This is a genomic window from Campylobacter concisus (assembly GCF_003049735.1).
GTDB classification, from domain to species: Bacteria; Campylobacterota; Campylobacteria; order Campylobacterales; family Campylobacteraceae; genus Campylobacter_A; species Campylobacter_A concisus_AN.
The window spans coordinates 62,369-78,315 of sequence record NZ_PIRM01000001.1 but is presented as its reverse complement, the minus strand read 5'-3'; the positions used below and the strand labels follow the sequence as shown (position 1 = coordinate 78,315).

The window sequence follows — 15,947 nt, the reverse complement described above, 5'->3', positions numbered from 1 at the left end:
TTTACTTTTTTAAAAAGAAATTTTGAAGTTTTGAGATGTATAATTCTGTAACAATTTTCAAAGGAGTTATCTTGCTTGATATATCACTTATAATGCTTGGAGCAGGAAATTCTAGCCGTTTTGAGCTACCAGTAAAGAAGCAATGGCTTCGAATAGGAAGCGATCCACTTTGGCTATTTGCCACTAAAAATTTGAGTAACTTTTACACATTTAAAGAGATCATTGTCGTTAGCAAAGAGTGCAAATATATGTCAAAATTTGCTCCAAATTATAAATTTGTTGAAGGTGGCGAAACTAGACAAGATAGCCTAAAAAACGCACTTGAGCTAATCAATAGTGAATTTGTCTTAGTTAGTGACATCGCTCGCCCTTGTATCTCAAGCGAGCTTTTTCATAAGATTATCGAAGCTGCATCTCAGGCTGATTGTGTAGTTCCAGCGCTAAAGATCGCAGACACCGCTTATCTTGGCGAAAATGTGGTTGATAGAGATAAGGTGAAGCTTATCCAAACACCACAACTCTCTCGCACAGCACTTCTTAAAAAAGCTCTTAGCAGCGGTGAAATTTACACAGATGATAGCTCGGCTATGAGAGCCATTGGCGCAAGCGTATGGCAAATTTTAGGTGATGAGATGGCAAGAAAGATCACTTACAAAGAGGATCTTGCCAAAATTTCTGCTTTAAAAGAGCCAGAAAATGAAGTCTTTGTGGGAAACGGCTTTGATGTGCATGAGTTTGAAAAAGGTCGTCCTTTGATTCTTTGTGGCGAGAAGATCGACTATGAGTTTGGGCTAAAAGCTCACAGTGACGGCGACGTGGCGCTTCATGCACTGACTGACGCTATCTTGGGAGCTGCTGGACTTGGCGATATAGGCGAGCTTTTCCCTGATACAGATGCTAAATTTAAAGATATTAGCTCCATTTACTTGCTTGAGGAAGCTTACAAAAGGGTGCAAAGTGTGGGCTTTGTGCTAACAAACGCTGATATCACGATAATGGCGCAAAAACCAAAAATTTCAAAGCTAAAGTCAAAAATGGAGGCAAACATAGCAAAAGCTCTAAATTTAAGCCAGAGCCGCATAAACGTAAAAGCAACGACTACTGAAGGGCTTGGCTTTGTAGGCAGATGCGAAGGGATCGCTGTCATGGCAAGTGCAAGCCTTAAATTTTACAACTGGAAGCAAATATGAAAATTTTAATAGTAGAAAATGAAATTTACCTAGCTGGCTCGATGGCCAGTAAACTAGCTGATTTTGGCTACGACTGCGAGATCGCTAAAAGCGTAAAAGAGGCATTGAAGTTTGAAAATTTTGATGTAGTGTTACTTTCTACCACACTCCCAGGGCAAGACTTCTACCCAGTCATAGAGAAATTTAAAAGCTCTATCATCATCTTACTAATCGCTTATATCAACAGTGACACTGTGCTAAAACCGATTCAGGCAGGTGCAGTTGATTACATCCAAAAGCCATTTATGATAGAAGAGCTAGTTAGAAAGATAAAGCATTTTGAGGAATTTAGAAATTTCAAAAACGAGATCAAAAACTATGAAAGCTACGTAAATTACGCTTTAAAAGAGTATGAAATTTCTAGCTTTGAGGCAAAAAAGATAAAATTTCCACTGCTTTTAAAATCAAGCAAAAGCGGATACAGCGATAAATTTATTTTTAGCTACGTAAAAGCTTGCAAATTGCCATTTTTATTTTTAGGCAAAGCCTGTTTCTCTGAGCTTGAAAAGGCACTAGCCAAAAATGGTGACGAGCTAATCTATATGACAAATTTAGAGGAGCTAAAACAAGAAGAAAAAGAGAAAATTTTAGAAATTTGCAAAAAGAAAAAGGTCGCGATCTCAACTAGCGATTTTGCACAAAAAGCACCATTTGACGAGCTTGAACTTTCAGGACGCGATAAAAATTTCAATATCGATGAGATCGTTACGATCGATGAATATATAAAATACATAATCGTTAATTATCAAGATAAATTTCCTGACACAGAACTTAGCAAAAAGCTTGGAATTTCTAGAAAATCACTTTGGGAAAAGAGAAAGAAATATGACGTCAGCAAGAAAAAATAGTGAAATTTCTATAAATACCGAAGTTTTTGGTGCTTTGGAGCTAATAAAAAATAAAATTCTCTCAGATTACGACTCGCTTATGGATGATGAGCAAATAAAAGAGGTGAGTAAAAAAGGCTATTTTAATGGCGAGCCGATGCCGTATTCTTTTGGATTTGCTCCATTTGGCGAGCTAAATCAAAATATTGCCAGCAAGCTTACTCCTGGACAAAAGGTAAATCTAAGTCTTGATGGTAAGATCGTTGGACACATCAATGTTGCTAAGGTTTTTAAATTTGACGAGAGCATGAGAGCTAAAAATATATTTTTAGCAAACGAAGCCAGCAATGATAAAGAGCTAAATTTAGGTAAATACGGCATTAGTGGCGAATTTGAGCTTTATGATAAAAGTATGCAAATAAGCAAAAATGCACTAAACGATCTAATAAAAGAAGATGGCGCTAAAAAGATAACGGCTGTCTTTTTAACGGCTGATCCATTTAATAGAGCTCACGAGCGCCTTGTTAGAATGACTATTGACAAGGCTGATTTAGTAATCATTTTTTTAATACGAACACGTGAAGAAAAGCACGTTGATTACGAGATTAGAAAACAAGTACTAGATTATTTTATACAAAATTATTTGCCGACAAAAAAGGTCTTTGTCTTTGCTCTAAAAAATACGACTCTTTTTAGCTCACATGCAAACCCAACACTTGAGTGTATCGCTGCTTCAAGATTTGGGGCAAATAAGCTAGTCATCGGGCAAAACCACTTAGGAATTGGAATGTTTTTTGATCACAATGAAGCTCATACGATTCTTGATATTTATAAAAACGACCTAAATTTAGAGGTAATCGTGCTGCCAGAGCTAGTTTATTGCAACAAATGCAAGACGCTAGTTAGTACCAAAAGTTGCCCGCACGGACAACACCATCAGATCAAATATCATCCAGATGTTATCAAGGAGCTGCTATTTAACGGCATTATGCCACCAGCCATTCTTGTGAGGCCAGAAATTTCTGCACTAGTTTTAAGCAAACTCTTTACAAATCGCTTCAAAGACGTGCAAAAGCTTTGCGATGACCTTTTTGTAAATTCAGGACTGCTTGAAAACAAAACTGACCGTGACTTTTACGAAGAGCTTATGAAGCTTTATCAAACATCATCGATGACTTAAGGAAATTTATGCAAAAACTATTTTTAACTTTTTTTGGATTTGGACTTTTACCAAAAGCGCCTGGCACTTGGGGTTCTATCGCTGGCGCTGTTGTAGCTTATTTTGTGCTTTATTTTTTATCATCAACCACGCTTTTTCTAGCTAGTATTTTGCTCTTTTTGATAAGTATTAGCGTTATAGATGATTTTGAAAAAAAGGTAAATTCTCACGATGAAAGTTTTATCGTTATAGACGAAGTTGCTGGAGTTTGGCTTGCTATTGCCATTAGCGGAGCTACGATCTCTCAACTCATACTCTCGCTTGTACTTTTTAGAGTACTTGATATTAAAAAGCCTTCGATAATAGGCAGGATCGACCGCAATGTAAAAGGTGGCCTTGGCGTAATGGGCGATGATATGGTGGCTGGTTTTTTTGCTGGAATAATTAGCGCAATAATATACGGGGCTACTATAAAATTTGGCATAACTTTGCCGTAAAAATATAGATTTTTGGCAAAGTTATATAGGCTAAAATATCTTTTATATAAATTTTAAGCAAGTCCTAGCTCATTTAAAACAGAACTTAAATTAACTGAGCTACTACTCTTACTATTAAGATTTTTTTGCTTCTCTAGCAGAGCTTGATTAGCAAGTGCTACATTTAGCTCTTTGCGATAATCACTTAAAATTTTATCCATTATCTTAAGCAGCTCATTTTTTTGATCCTGTGTTTTTGCGGGATCATCTATGCCTAGAAGTTCTGTTAGCTCCTTTTTCTTTTGGGCTATTTTCTCTTCTATCTTGTTAGAATTTAGCTCGCTTATAAAACCAACTGCACCGATTTCAGTAAGTCTTTTTTTAAACTGTTCAATCTTGTCTGAAATTTTTGCATCGCTTGCGATCTTATCCATAGCAAGGCTTAAAATTTCATCAAAACTATTTTTTTTATCCTTAGTTTTGCTTGAGCCTGATTGCAATAAATAATCGATTATGTCGTTATTTTGTACTTTCATATATCTCCTTTTTACTGTATTGAGATATATTTTATAAGCAAGATTTATTCCTAAAAGTTAATCTCTTTGGCTGTTTTTGCTTTTTGTAAGATAAAACCAGCAAACTCATCACTAAAATTTGGGCACCAAACAACCTTGTAGAAGCTAAAATTTAGCTCTTTTGCGATCTTTGCATACTCAATAACTAGCTCAAAAATGGTCTCAGAGTTATCTATACAAAAAGAGAGTGGATAGATAAGGGCCTTTTTACTCTTGCACTTTGCCAAAATTTCATTTAGTGAGGGCTCTAGCCATTTTACAGGGCCAAGGCGCGATTGGTAGGCTAAATTTATCTCTTTGAAGTTTAATCCGCTATCTTTTATCATTTTGCTTAAAATTTGCACATGCTCATTTATATGTTTTTCGTAGACATCGCCTTTATTGATAATTTTTTGAGGCAACGAATGAGCCGAAAAGATAAGCTCCACATCGCTTACATCTATATTATTTATGGCTTCATTTATGTGCGAGATTATGATTTTGTTGTAAATTTCATCATCATAAAATGGTCCACAAAGCAAAATTTTAGCCTTTACTCCTAACTCATCTTTTGCTTCTTTAAAATCATCTAAACTCGAAGTTATTGTAGTTTGTGAATGATGAGGATAAAGTGGCAAAAGCACTATCTCATCAAAATTTTCGTATTTTTTAAGCACATCTTTTGCAAATGGTGAAGTATAGTTCATCGCAAAATCAACTGCATCAAACTCATTTTGTAAGCTTGAAATTTTATCGCAAAGCTTAGCTGTAAGCTCGCAAATAGGTGATTTACCACCTATTTGTTCGTAGTTATGCTTAGCCGTTTTTAGCCTACCTTTTGTGATCATAAAAGCTACAAATTTTCTTAAAAATTTATTCTTTATACCCAAAATATAAGGGTCATTAAACATATTTTTCAGAAAAATTTCTACATCAGCAAGGCTATTTGCCCCACCCATATTCAAAAGCAAAAGTGCCTTTTTCATCAAAATAGCTCTTTGATTTTTATCGCATCATCAATGCTTGAAAGCTCGCTACTTTCGCCGCTTTGACAAAGATCATAAAAAGCATCGTATTGAGCTTTTATCTCGTTATTTATAGGATCGGTTTTTAAATTCATCTGTCCATTTTCATTAACCCTATGAAGCTTATAATCGATAAGATCGCCAAAATAAACACCTTCTTTGGCATTTACTTCTATTTTAAAACGCTCTAAAGATCCACAAAAAGAATCAGTAATACTCACCAAAATTTGATTTTTCATTTTAATGTTTATTCCAACATTGTCGCATATTTTGGTATTTGTTTTATTTGCTTGAGTATAAAAAAAGCTGCAAATTTCACTATCTACTAAATTTTTTGCGAGGTCTATATCGCAAAGCGAAAGCTCATTTATAATATTTCCCTCACAAAGTGGTTTAAAATGCGCAATTGAAATGCTATAAATTTCTTCTTCTTTTAAAAGTGCCTTTTTTAATGAAACGATGGTTGGGTTAAAGCGCTCATCAACGCCAGTGCAAACTCTGACTTTATTTACTACCGACGCATATTTTATCTCTTTTAGCTCGCTTACACTTTTAAATATTGGCCTTGAAATCAAGATATTTTGGCAATATTTTGCACACTGACAAAAAGCCTCTACGATCTCATGTTGAGGCAAACAAAGTACGACAGCTTGTGGCTGGGCTACTTCTATAAATTTTTTAAACTCATCAAAAAACGGAGCTCTGCAAGCATCATCTCTATTTTCTTTATCAAAAACTCCACAAACTTCAAATTTGTCAGAACGCCTCAGCTCCATATAGTGCCGCTTGCCAACCAGATTGTATCCAACAATGCCAATTTTGAGTTTCACTAAAGACCTTTTAGTTATAAATTTTTAGGCTATTTTAATTGCAAATCGCTTTTAAACAAATAAATTTATAAAATATATTAAGCAAAAATTAATTTTGTATTTTTTTATAAATTTACAAACGATTTTTAGCTAAAATCGAGCAAAATTTAAAACTAACGAGGATGAAAATGCAAAATTTAGATATAAGAAAGGCATATCTTGATTTTTTTAAATCAAAAGGTCACGAAGTAGTAGCTTCAGCACCACTCGTGCCAAACGATGCAACACTACTTTTCACAAACGCTGGCATGGTGCCGTTTAAGAGTATTTTCACAGGCGAAGTGCCACGCCCAACACCACCTATTCGCACTAGCTGTCAGACCTGCATAAGAGCTGGTGGTAAGCACAACGACCTTGACAACGTCGGCTACACAGCGCGCCATCACACATTTTTTGAGATGCTAGGAAATTTTAGCTTTGGCGAATACTTCAAAAAAGAGGCGATCGCTTACGCTTGGGAATTTGTAACAGAAGTACTAAAACTACCAAAAGACAAACTTTATGTAACCGTTCATGAAAGCGACGATGAAGCATTTGAAATTTGGAGCACTCACATCGCAAAAGAGAGAATTTACCGCTTTGGTGACCACGATAACTTCTGGCAGATGGGCGATACTGGACCATGCGGCCCTTGCAGTGAAATTTTTTACGATCAAGGGGCTGAACACTTTAACACACCAGAAGACTACATGGGTGGCGATGGAGATAGATTTTTAGAGATATGGAACCTTGTTTTCATGCAGTATGAAAGAAGTAGTGATGGCAAACTAAGCCCATTACCAAAGCCAAGCATCGATACTGGTATGGGACTTGAGCGCGTTACTGCTATCTTGCAAGGTAAATTTAGCAACTACGACAGCACACTTTTTATGCCACTAATTAGCGAAGTAGCAAAGCTTTGTGGCAAACCATACATCTATGAAAGTGGCGCTAGCTACCGCGTCATAAGCGATCACATCCGTTCAGTCACATTTTTGCTAGCTCAGGGCACGACATTTGACAAAGAAGGCCGTGGCTACGTGCTTCGCCGTATCTTACGCCGTGCGATCCGCCATGGATACTTGCTAGGCATAAAAGAGCCATTTATGTATAAGCTTGTTGATAAAGTTTGCGAGCTTATGGGCGAGCACTACACCTATTTAAATGAGAAAAAAGCGGCTGTAAAAGAGCAGATCAAGCTTGAAGAAGAGAGATTTTTGGCAACAATCGCTAGTGGTTTGGAGCTATTTGAGAGCGAGCTTAAAAATACAAAAGAAATTTTTAGCGGAGAGGCTGCGTTTAAGCTTTATGACACATTTGGCTTCCCACTTGACCTAACAGCTGATATGCTTAGAGAAAAAGGCTTAAAAGTCGATGAGGCAAGGTTTGATGAGCTTATGAGCGAGCAAAAAGCACGCGCAAAAGCTGCTTGGAAAGGCAGTGGCGACAAGAGTGCGAAGGGTGATTTTAAAGAGCTACTTGAGAAATTTGGCGAGAATAAATTTATAGGCTACGAAGAGCTTAAGAGTAAAAGTAAAATTCTAGCCCTACTTGATGAAGAATTTAAAAATGTAGATAGCCTAGATGCTGGCAAAGAGGGCTGGGTGATGTTTGATGTCACTCCATTTTACGCTCAAAGTGGCGGTCAGTGCGGTGATAGCGGTAAGATAGTGGGCAAAGCAAATGTACTTGATACACAAAAATTTTATGGACTAAATTTATCTTTAGTAAAAACTAATGCGGCGCTAAAAGTTGGTGATGAAGTAGAGCTTGAAGTTGGCAGCGATAGAGTAGAGATCGCACGTCACCACAGCGCCACACACTTGCTTCATGCAGCTCTTAGAAACGTGCTTGGCACGCATATCGCTCAAGCTGGCTCAAGTGTAGAAGCAGATAGGCTAAGGTTTGACTTCTCACATCCAAAAGCACTTACTAGTGAAGAAATTTCAAAGGTCGAAAATCTAGTAAATGAGTGGATACTAAATGGTGCTAACTCAAAAACAGAACTTATGAAACTTGAAGATGCTAAAAATAGTGGAGCTATCGCACTATTTAATGAAAAATATGCTGATGATGTGAGAGTCGTTAGCTTTGGCGATGTCAGCAAAGAGCTTTGTGGCGGTACACACGTTAAAAATATAGATGAGATCGGATCGTTTTTCATCACAAAAGAGAGTGGCGTAAGCGCTGGCGTTAGGCGTATCGAGGCTGTTTGCTCAAGAGCTGCGCTAAATTTAGCAAAGTCATTTAGAGCCGAGATTGATGAGCTAAAAGATGAGCTAAAAAGCACCGAGCCACTAAATGCGGTCAAAAAGCTAAAAAATGAGCTAAGAGTTTTAAAGGATAAACTAAAAAATGCTAAAAATTCTCATGAATTAGTCTATTTAGATATAAATAAAACCAAGCTTTGCGTCACAAGCGTAGATGGTGGAGATATAAAAACCTTGATAGATGAGTTTAAAAATGAGTATGAAAGTGCTGCTATTTTGCTAATCCAAGCCGATGAGAGTGGCAAAATTTCTCTTGCAGCTGGCGTTAAAAATGCTCCTTTAAAAGCTGGTGCTTGGGTAAAATTTGCAGCACAAATCCTAGGTGGCAATGGCGGTGGCAAAGATGACTTTGCAACAGCCGGTGGCAAAGATGCATCAATGATAGAAGATGCGATAAAAGATTCACTTGAGTACGCAAGGCAAGCCTTAGAAAAATGAGTCATTACGATATAGCTTTTATAAAATTTGACCAAGTAGTACTATTTTTGCATGTATGCTTTGTAGCTCTTTTTGTGGGGCTACAAGCCGGTCTTGTGCTTGTTGGAAGTTACTTTATAAAAAATAAATTTGAAGACAAGGAACGCTATCACATCTTACTTCACATTATAAGACGCTTTGGCATTGCGATTTTCATACTAATCCTTTGCGTGATAGCGACAAGCATAGTTATAATTTTTGGATTTTATGATGCAAATTTGACAAATCCTATGGCAAGTGCAATGGTAGCAACAAAATGCGCAATAGAACTATTTTTGTTATTAAATTTAAGTTATATATTTTATAGATATAAAAAGGCCTTAAAAGCACTAAGATCGCATGAAATGATCGAGCTAAATGAGAGTTTGATCGTTATAATTTATTACTTCACACCGCTAAATTTATTAGCTTCGCTAGCAGCCATTTATCTTGGCATAAGCTATAAGGTGTTTTTATGATAACACTCGCTTCAAGCTCGCCAACAAGGGCAAATTTATTAAAAGATGCTGGCATAAATTTCACTCAAATTTCTTTCCAGTTTGACGAGAGCAAGATAGAAAAAAAAGTAAAGCCTGAAATTTATGTCCAAAACGTCGTAAAAGCCAAAAAAGAGCAATTTTTAAAAGAAAATATAGCTCTTAAAAATTTACTCTTTGCAGATAGCTGTGTAGCGTGTGGAGATAAAATTTTAGGTAAAGCAAAGGACGAGAATGAGGCGTTTGCTATGCTAAATTTACAAAGTGGCAACGAATGCAGCGTCTATACGGCGATGATATTTTTAGGCGAATTTGAGCTTATAAACGTAAGTAGGACTACGTATAAATTTAAAAAATTTGACGAGCATGACCTTAATGAATACATAAAAAATAATGAGTGGCAAGGCAAGGCTGGAGCCATGACGATAGAAAATTTTAATAGGAAATATATCATCTCCCAACACGGCGAAACTAGCACCGCCATGGGGCTAAATTTAAAAATATTAAAGGCATTTTTATGAAATATATCTTGGCATTTATCTTTATAGTTGCCATTTCGCTTGGCGGAGCATTTTTATATTTTTATTCACAAGTTAGATTTGATGCTTACGCTATTATTGATTATAAACCAAAGCTTACAACACAAATTTTTGATAGAAACAACGAACTCATCGCGAATATCTTTGAAGAAAATAGAATTTACGTAAAATATAACGACATCCCGCCGCGTGTCATCGAAGCACTTGTGGCTATTGAGGATACGAGCTACTTTGAGCACGGCGGCATAAACGTAGAAGCTATGGCAAGAGCTGCCATAAAAGATATCAAGGCCAGAAAACTAGTCGAGGGAGCTTCAACACTAACACAACAGCTCATTAAAAATTTGGCTCTAAGCCGCGAGAAGAAATTTACAAGAAAGATAAAGGAAATCGTGCTTGCCATGAAGCTTGAAAGCGAGCTTAGCAAAGAAGATATCATCGAAAGATACCTAAATCACGTCTATTTTGGACATGGCTACTACGGCATAAAAACAGCAGCTGAAGGATATTTTAGAAAAGAGCTTAATGAGCTAAGCATAAAAGAGGTCGCCATGCTAGTTGGCTTGCCAAAGGCGCCAAGCACCTATGATCCTACAAAGCACCTTGACCTATCGCTTAGCCGTGCAAACAGAGTGCTTGAGAGAATGTATAGCATCGGCTGGATAAATGAGGACGAGTACCGCAAGGGCGTGCTTGAAGAGCCAGCGGTCTTTGATGACACACTCACAAGAAATAAAGCCCCTTATGTAGTCGATGAGATAATAAAAGAGGCTTCAAAGAAATTTGACGATATAAAGACTGGTGGCTATAAGATACAAAGCACAGTTGATCTAAATGTTCAAAAGATCGCTCAAGAAGCTCTAGTATATGGCTACAATGAAATTTTAAAGCGCGATAAAAAAGCAAATGCAGAAATCCTAAATGGAGCTATAGTAGTCACTCATCCACAAAGTGGTCAAATTTTGGCACTAATTGGCGGTATTGACTACGCAAAAAGTAGCTATAACCGTGCCACTCAAAGCAAGCGCCAGCCAGGATCTAGCTTTAAGCCATTTATCTATCAAATAGCACTTGATAGTGGCTACTCGGTTGTTTCTCAAGTGGCTGATATTGCCAGGACATTTGATATGGGAAATGGCAAAGAGTGGACGCCAAAGAATTATAGTGGTGGCTTTCAAGGCTATATCACTATAAAATCAGCCTTAACCCAGTCGCGTAACCTCGCAACCATAAATTTGCTAAACGACCTTGGTCTTAGCTCAGTTCGTAAACAGCTTACTGATATGGGCTTTAACGATATCCCAGAAAATTTATCTATCGCACTTGGAAGTTTTGGGATTTCGCCACTTGATTTTGCAAAATTTTACTCGATGTTCCCAAATGAGGGCGAGATGGTTGAGCCAACACTTATTAAGCATATAGAAAATGGCTTTGGGGCTTCGATGGACTATGAACCACAAAGAAAGCAGGTGCTAAAACCAGAACAAGCATTTTTGATGACGACACTTCTTCAGAATGTCGTAAATAACGGTACTGGACGCAACGCTAAAATAAACGGTATCCAAATAGCAGGCAAAACCGGCACAACAAATAATAACATCGATGCTTGGTTTTGTGGTTACTCGCCTGATATCGAAGCGATAATCTGGTACGGAAATGACGATAATAGCCCTATGAAAAAGATTGAAGGCGGTGGTAGAACAGCCGCACCTGTGTTTAAGAAATTTATGGAAGGCTACATTAAGCTTTATCCTACTTTAAGACGTGCATTTGAGCAGCCAGACGGTGTTTATAAAGGCTATTATGGTGGCAGTGACGAATACTACACAAACGACTCGCCACTACCTCAAAATATACCGGCAAATGACATCATACAAGATCAAGAAAATGATGGATTATTATTTTAGGAAGATAAGATGAGGATTAAAATTTTACTTTGTTTAGTAGTCGCAAGTATTGCATATGGCGCTAATCTAAATACAGCCAGCAAAAATGAGTTGATGGAACTTGGGCTAAGTAAAGGCCAGGCGTTAAACATTATAAAATACAGAAAAGCCCATAAATTTAAAAGCATCGATGAACTTGAGAAAGTTCAAGGCATCGGCTTTAACGATATGCAAAAAGTTAAAGAAAAACTTAACATAAAAGAGAATGCAAAAGTCAAAAAAACTGAAGCAAAAAACTCCAAAGGCAAGAAAAAATAATCTTATTTTTTATTTGAAATTTCTAGCCATTTACATTTGAGTACTATTATTATGGCTTTTTACAAAGGTTAGAAAGATGCTAAATATTAATAAATTTAAAAGTATCAGTTTTTTAAAGTTTCTGATTTTATTTACTGCTTACATATTTTTTATAAATTATATATTTTTATACGAAGGCGTTCTTTCAGGCTTTCTACAAAATAATCAATTCTCTTTTTCTATATTCTTTTTTCTTATATTTGCAATTGTCTTTATCTTAGTTTTCGCTAGTATTTTTTGTATTTTATTTGTACCTTTTTTACTAAAGCCAGTTACAATTATTTTGATTTTAGCAAGTGGCATATCTGCTTACTTTATGCAAGCATATGGTGTTATTATAGATAAAAATATGTTATTAAACGTCCTACACACCGATACCAAAGAAGCCTTTAGTTACTTTAGCACAGGTTTAGTTTTTTGGATAATTATTACAACCATCTTACCTTGCGTATATGTAGCATTTGTAAAGATTAACTATGGTAGTTTCAAAAATGAGCTTAAATTAAGAGCAAAAATTATCTCATTTTCTATAGTTGTGACAGCTATTATATTTTCATTAACGTCTAAAATTTTTATACCATTTTTTAGAGAACACTCGAATTTAAGAACCGCATTGCTCCCATACTATCCCATCTACTCAGCTATAAAACTAGTAAAATCGATCATACAAAAACCACTACCTTTTACCTATGTAGCAGATGATGCGGTACTAGCTGATGATAAAAAGAAAATTTTAGTTTTGATAGTTGGCGAGACGCAAAGAAGCAGAAACTACTCACTAAATGGCTACGCCAAAAATGATACGAATAAATTTACTAAACAAAAAGGTGTGGTAAGTTTTACAAATTTCTACTCATGTGGAACAGCCACGGAGACTAGCGTGCCTTGCTTATTTTCAGACTTAAAGCGAGAAAATTTTAGCAACCGCGAAGCAAAAGCTCGTGAAAATTTAGTTGATATCATCAACAAACTTGGAATAAAAACATACTTTTTTGGCAACAATAGCGGCGGCTGCAAGGGCGTTTGCGACAATCTTGATCAAAACCATACTTCAGATCATAGAGCAGAAGGCTTTGATGAAGTGATATTTGATGAGGCCAAAAAGGTCATCAAAGATGTAAATTCCACCACCTTTATCGTGCTACATCTGCAAGGCTCGCACGGCCCTATCTACTACAAAGGCTACCCAAGCAAATTTAAAGAATTTACCCCAACTTGTGATACTGTCGAGCTAAATAAATGCACGCCAGATGAGATAGCAAACACCTATGATAACACTATTTTATACGAGGACTATCTACAAAGCGAGCTGATAAATGCCCTTGAAGCAAGAAAAGATAAATTTGAAGTAGCCATGTTCTTTTTCTCAGATCACGGAGAGAGCCTAGGTGAAAATGGCATATATTTGCATGGTCTACCTTACTCTATCGCTCCAGATGAACAAAAACACATCCCAGCCATCATCTTTTCAAGCGATAGTGAGCTTTTGAAAAGACTAAAAAGTAAAAGAAACGAAAGCTTTTCGCATGATTTTATATTTAGCTCAGTTCTTGGATATTTTGGAATAAAAACTAAGACTTATGAGCCAGAATTTGATATTTTTAGGTAGTAAATTTAAAGCCAGCCTAGGCAAAGCCTAAAGCTGGCACAAATTTAAAAGCTGATCTCTTTTATATCAGCTACTTTTAGTATCTCGCTATAAATTTGACCGATTATTGCGACGCGGTTGTTTCGTACCTTCTCGTTTTCAACGTTTATCATAACTTTATCAAAAAACTCATCGATCTGCGGTTTTAGAGCAAATAGCGCTTTTAGTCTTGGCTCATACGCTAGGCGCTTATCGACCGCTTTAAATGCATCATCTAGGGTTTTTTCAGCATCTATCTCAAAGAGACTCTCATCAACCTTGCTAAATTTATCATCTTTTATAATGTTTGCAAGGCGCTTAAATGTAGAGAAATTCTCTCTAAAGCTTGGCTCGCTAGAAATTTTAGCAAGTGTTTCTATCATCTTTGTTAGCTCCAAGATATCCTTTTCGCCGCTTTTTATGCACGCTTTTACGATAGAAGCATTTGCGTCAAAGAAAGTGTAAAGCCTATCAAGGATGAAATTTATAAGCACTTCAATGTCAAATTTCTTGTAGTCTTTTGCGATATCTTCTAAAATTTCTTTTACGTTAAATTTCAAATTATGCGCCAAAACGATCTTTATCACGCCATTTGCCGCACGCCTTAGAGCGTATGGGTCTTTGGTGCCACTTGGAATTTTACCGATACTAAAAAGTCCCATTAGTGTATCAAGCTTATTTGAAAGCGCCACAACCGAGCTAAATACCTTGCTTGGGCACTGCGCCTCCTCACCATCTGGCAAATACTGCTCTTTTATAGCTAAAACGACGTTTTCATCCTCATTTTTTGCCTTTGCGTAGTAAGCACCCATGATGCCTTGAAGCTCGGTAAACTCATAAACCATCTGCGTTGTAAGATCGGCCTTGCTTAGCATCACAGCTCGCTCTAGCTTAGCCGCGTACTCGCCAACCTCTTTTTTAAGTAGCTCATCGTAGTTGCTAGCAAGTTTTTTAGCCACTTTTAACTCTCTAAGCTCTTTTTCATAGATACTTCCAAGCTCTTTTAGATAGGTTATATTTTTTAGTTTTTCTGGGCCAAATTCGTGCGCTAGGTCGCTTTGCCAAAAGAACATTGCATCACTTAGCCTTGCTCTTAGCACCTTTTCGTTACCTTTGATGATTAGCGAATGCTCCTGCGTTATGGCGTTGCTAACAACTACAAAGCCATTTGCGAGCTTGCCATCTTTAAAGACTGGGAAGTAGCGCTGATTTTCCTTCATTGAAGTGATGATAACCTCGCTTGGTACCTCCAAAAATTCCTCTTCAAACGAGCCAAGAAGTGCTGTCGGATACTCGGTGATCGCCACGACTTCAGCTAACAAGTCTTTATCGATCTCGATCTTTAGCCCACTTTTTTGGCTAATTTTTTCAAACTCATCAAGAATTATTTTTTCTCTCTCATCTGCCTCAAGCACGACACCACGGCTCTTTGAGCCTTCAAAATACTCTTTTATGTTTGAAATTTTTATCTTGTCATAGCTAATACTTCTGTGCGGATAGGTTGAATCACTGCTCTCTACGCCAAATTTATTAAATTTTATAACCTCATCGCCAAGTAAACACAAAAACGATCTTATCGGGCGAATAAACTCAAACTCGCCGTTGCCCCAGCGCATAGACTTGCCAAAGTTAAGACTCTTTAAAAACTCTTCAACCATGTCGCCCATTATCCTAGCAACCGGCTCGCCTTTTACCTCTTTTTCGTAGTAGAGCACCTCTTTGCCGTCTATCTCTTTAAATTTAAGCTCACTCTCGTCTATACCGCATTTATTTGTAAAGCTAAGCGCAGCTTTCGTAAAGACTCCGTCTTTTAGCGCAACTTGCTTTGGTGCACCGATAAAGCTAGCCACGCTGTCAGGCTGAGATTGTGGAAATTTCTCATGAAAAAAGACCAAACGACGCGGCGTATAATAAAATTTAAAAGGACTTACAAGATTATATTTTTCAAGCACAGCCTGCCATTTAGCATTGATATTTGGCAGCTCCCTTAAAAAGGGTATCGCTGGAAGCTCCTCAACTCCAATTTCTAATAATAACTCTTTCATATTTCACTCTTTTTATTAAAATTTTCTCTTTTTTCTCTTACCATTTTTCTTGCTCTCTCCTTCTCTTGTGACTGCAAAATGACGCCTCTTATCATAAAAATAAGAAATAAAACAAATGCCGTAATCATAAAAATATCTAAAATTTGCACTCT

The 15,947-nt window shown here is 36.9% G+C and carries 15 protein-coding genes; 10 read left to right on the top strand and 5 right to left on the bottom strand.

Annotation, left to right across the window (positions count from 1 at the left end):
• The first annotated feature begins 71 nt into the window (after positions 1-71).
• From CVS97_RS00410 to CVS97_RS00395, 4 genes are read left to right on the top strand one after another with little or no spacing between them, the layout of a single operon-like run.
• The gene (locus CVS97_RS00410; RefSeq protein ID WP_107770192.1) at positions 72-1,190 is read left to right on the top strand and encodes a bifunctional 2-C-methyl-D-erythritol 4-phosphate cytidylyltransferase/2-C-methyl-D-erythritol 2,4-cyclodiphosphate synthase; all 1,119 of its coding nucleotides are present in this window, start codon (positions 72-74) and stop codon (positions 1,188-1,190) included.
• On the top strand, positions 1,187-2,077 hold the full coding sequence (locus CVS97_RS00405; protein WP_072594670.1) for a response regulator: 891 nt from the start codon (positions 1,187-1,189) through the stop codon (positions 2,075-2,077). Before CVS97_RS00410 ends, CVS97_RS00405 begins: the two co-directional genes overlap by 4 nt.
• Positions 2,055-3,236, top strand: a complete 1,182-nt coding sequence (locus tag CVS97_RS00400; protein WP_107784693.1) for a sulfate adenylyltransferase — start codon at positions 2,055-2,057, stop codon at positions 3,234-3,236. The genes CVS97_RS00405 and CVS97_RS00400 overlap by 23 nt, the downstream gene beginning before the upstream one ends.
• A gap of 8 nt (positions 3,237-3,244) precedes the next feature.
• On the top strand, positions 3,245-3,712 hold the full coding sequence (locus tag CVS97_RS00395) for a phosphatidylglycerophosphatase A (protein WP_107784692.1): 468 nt from the start codon (positions 3,245-3,247) through the stop codon (positions 3,710-3,712).
• A gap of 53 nt (positions 3,713-3,765) precedes the next feature.
• Here CVS97_RS00395 and CVS97_RS00390 read toward each other — a convergent pair whose 3' ends face one another.
• The 3 genes from CVS97_RS00390 to CVS97_RS00380 are packed head-to-tail and all read right to left on the bottom strand — an operon-like array spanning position 3,766 to position 6,100.
• Positions 3,766-4,227 (bottom strand): hypothetical protein, encoded by a 462-nt coding sequence (locus CVS97_RS00390; RefSeq protein ID WP_054196859.1) that lies wholly within the window; start codon positions 4,225-4,227, stop codon positions 3,766-3,768.
• 50 nt (positions 4,228-4,277) lie between these two features.
• A complete protein-coding gene (gene hemH / locus CVS97_RS00385) occupies positions 4,278-5,231 on the bottom strand; it encodes a ferrochelatase (RefSeq protein WP_107784691.1) in 954 nt (317 codons plus the stop codon).
• On the bottom strand, positions 5,231-6,100 hold the full coding sequence (locus tag CVS97_RS00380; RefSeq protein ID WP_054196861.1) for a Gfo/Idh/MocA family protein: 870 nt from the start codon (positions 6,098-6,100) through the stop codon (positions 5,231-5,233). The genes hemH and CVS97_RS00380 overlap by 1 nt, the downstream gene beginning before the upstream one ends.
• A 167-nt stretch (positions 6,101-6,267) precedes the next feature.
• On the opposite strand from CVS97_RS00380, the gene alaS reads away from it, so the two are divergent.
• The 6 genes from alaS to CVS97_RS00350 all read left to right on the top strand — a co-directional run bounded on the left by alaS (position 6,268) and on the right by CVS97_RS00350 (position 13,732).
• Positions 6,268-8,826 carry an alanine--tRNA ligase gene (gene alaS, locus CVS97_RS00375; RefSeq protein ID WP_107784690.1) on the top strand — a complete coding sequence of 853 codons (2,559 nt, stop codon included), beginning with the start codon at positions 6,268-6,270 and terminating at the stop codon, positions 8,824-8,826.
• Positions 8,823-9,323, top strand: coding sequence for a hypothetical protein (locus CVS97_RS00370; protein WP_054196863.1), 501 nt, complete (start codon positions 8,823-8,825; stop codon positions 9,321-9,323). Before alaS ends, CVS97_RS00370 begins: the two co-directional genes overlap by 4 nt.
• Positions 9,320-9,862 carry a septum formation inhibitor Maf gene (maf, locus tag CVS97_RS00365; protein ID WP_107784689.1) on the top strand — a complete coding sequence of 181 codons (543 nt, stop codon included), beginning with the start codon at positions 9,320-9,322 and terminating at the stop codon, positions 9,860-9,862. Before CVS97_RS00370 ends, maf begins: the two co-directional genes overlap by 4 nt.
• The gene (locus CVS97_RS00360) at positions 9,859-11,787 is read left to right on the top strand and encodes a transglycosylase domain-containing protein (RefSeq protein WP_107784688.1); all 1,929 of its coding nucleotides are present in this window, start codon (positions 9,859-9,861) and stop codon (positions 11,785-11,787) included. Before maf ends, CVS97_RS00360 begins: the two co-directional genes overlap by 4 nt.
• A 9-nt stretch (positions 11,788-11,796) precedes the next feature.
• Positions 11,797-12,084, top strand: a complete 288-nt coding sequence (locus CVS97_RS00355) for a ComEA family DNA-binding protein (RefSeq protein ID WP_107784687.1) — start codon at positions 11,797-11,799, stop codon at positions 12,082-12,084.
• Positions 12,085-12,160: 76 nt separating this feature from the next.
• Positions 12,161-13,732 carry a phosphoethanolamine transferase gene (locus CVS97_RS00350; RefSeq protein WP_107784686.1) on the top strand — a complete coding sequence of 524 codons (1,572 nt, stop codon included), beginning with the start codon at positions 12,161-12,163 and terminating at the stop codon, positions 13,730-13,732.
• A gap of 44 nt (positions 13,733-13,776) precedes the next feature.
• Here CVS97_RS00350 and glyS read toward each other — a convergent pair whose 3' ends face one another.
• Both glyS and CVS97_RS09215 read right to left on the bottom strand, forming a co-directional pair.
• Entirely contained in the window at positions 13,777-15,795 is a 2,019-nt protein-coding gene (gene glyS, locus CVS97_RS00345; protein WP_107784685.1) for a glycine--tRNA ligase subunit beta, read from the bottom strand.
• A complete protein-coding gene (locus tag CVS97_RS09215; protein ID WP_021091457.1) occupies positions 15,792-15,944 on the bottom strand; it encodes a hypothetical protein in 153 nt (50 codons plus the stop codon). The genes glyS and CVS97_RS09215 overlap by 4 nt, the downstream gene beginning before the upstream one ends.
• Positions 15,945-15,947 lie beyond the last annotated feature (3 nt).

Excerpts from the sequence above, each read along its gene's own strand:
- CVS97_RS00405 (WP_072594670.1), top strand. The coding sequence starts at position 1,187 with ATGAAAATTTTAATAGTAGAAAATGAAATTTACCTAGCTGGCTCGATG.
- CVS97_RS00400 (WP_107784693.1), top strand. The coding sequence starts at position 2,055 with ATGACGTCAGCAAGAAAAAATAGTGAAATTTCTATAAATACCGAAGTT.
- CVS97_RS00395 (WP_107784692.1), top strand. The coding sequence starts at position 3,245 with ATGCAAAAACTATTTTTAACTTTTTTTGGATTTGGACTTTTACCAAAA.
- CVS97_RS00390 (WP_054196859.1), bottom strand. The coding sequence starts at position 4,227 with ATGAAAGTACAAAATAACGACATAATCGATTATTTATTGCAATCAGGC.
- hemH (WP_107784691.1), bottom strand. The coding sequence starts at position 5,231 with ATGAAAAAGGCACTTTTGCTTTTGAATATGGGTGGGGCAAATAGCCTT.
- alaS (WP_107784690.1), top strand. The coding sequence starts at position 6,268 with ATGCAAAATTTAGATATAAGAAAGGCATATCTTGATTTTTTTAAATCA.
- CVS97_RS00370 (WP_054196863.1), top strand. The coding sequence starts at position 8,823 with ATGAGTCATTACGATATAGCTTTTATAAAATTTGACCAAGTAGTACTA.
- maf (WP_107784689.1), top strand. The coding sequence starts at position 9,320 with ATGATAACACTCGCTTCAAGCTCGCCAACAAGGGCAAATTTATTAAAA.
- CVS97_RS00360 (WP_107784688.1), top strand. The coding sequence starts at position 9,859 with ATGAAATATATCTTGGCATTTATCTTTATAGTTGCCATTTCGCTTGGC.
- CVS97_RS00355 (WP_107784687.1), top strand. The coding sequence starts at position 11,797 with ATGAGGATTAAAATTTTACTTTGTTTAGTAGTCGCAAGTATTGCATAT.
- CVS97_RS00350 (WP_107784686.1), top strand. The coding sequence starts at position 12,161 with ATGCTAAATATTAATAAATTTAAAAGTATCAGTTTTTTAAAGTTTCTG.
- glyS (WP_107784685.1), bottom strand. The coding sequence starts at position 15,795 with ATGAAAGAGTTATTATTAGAAATTGGAGTTGAGGAGCTTCCAGCGATA.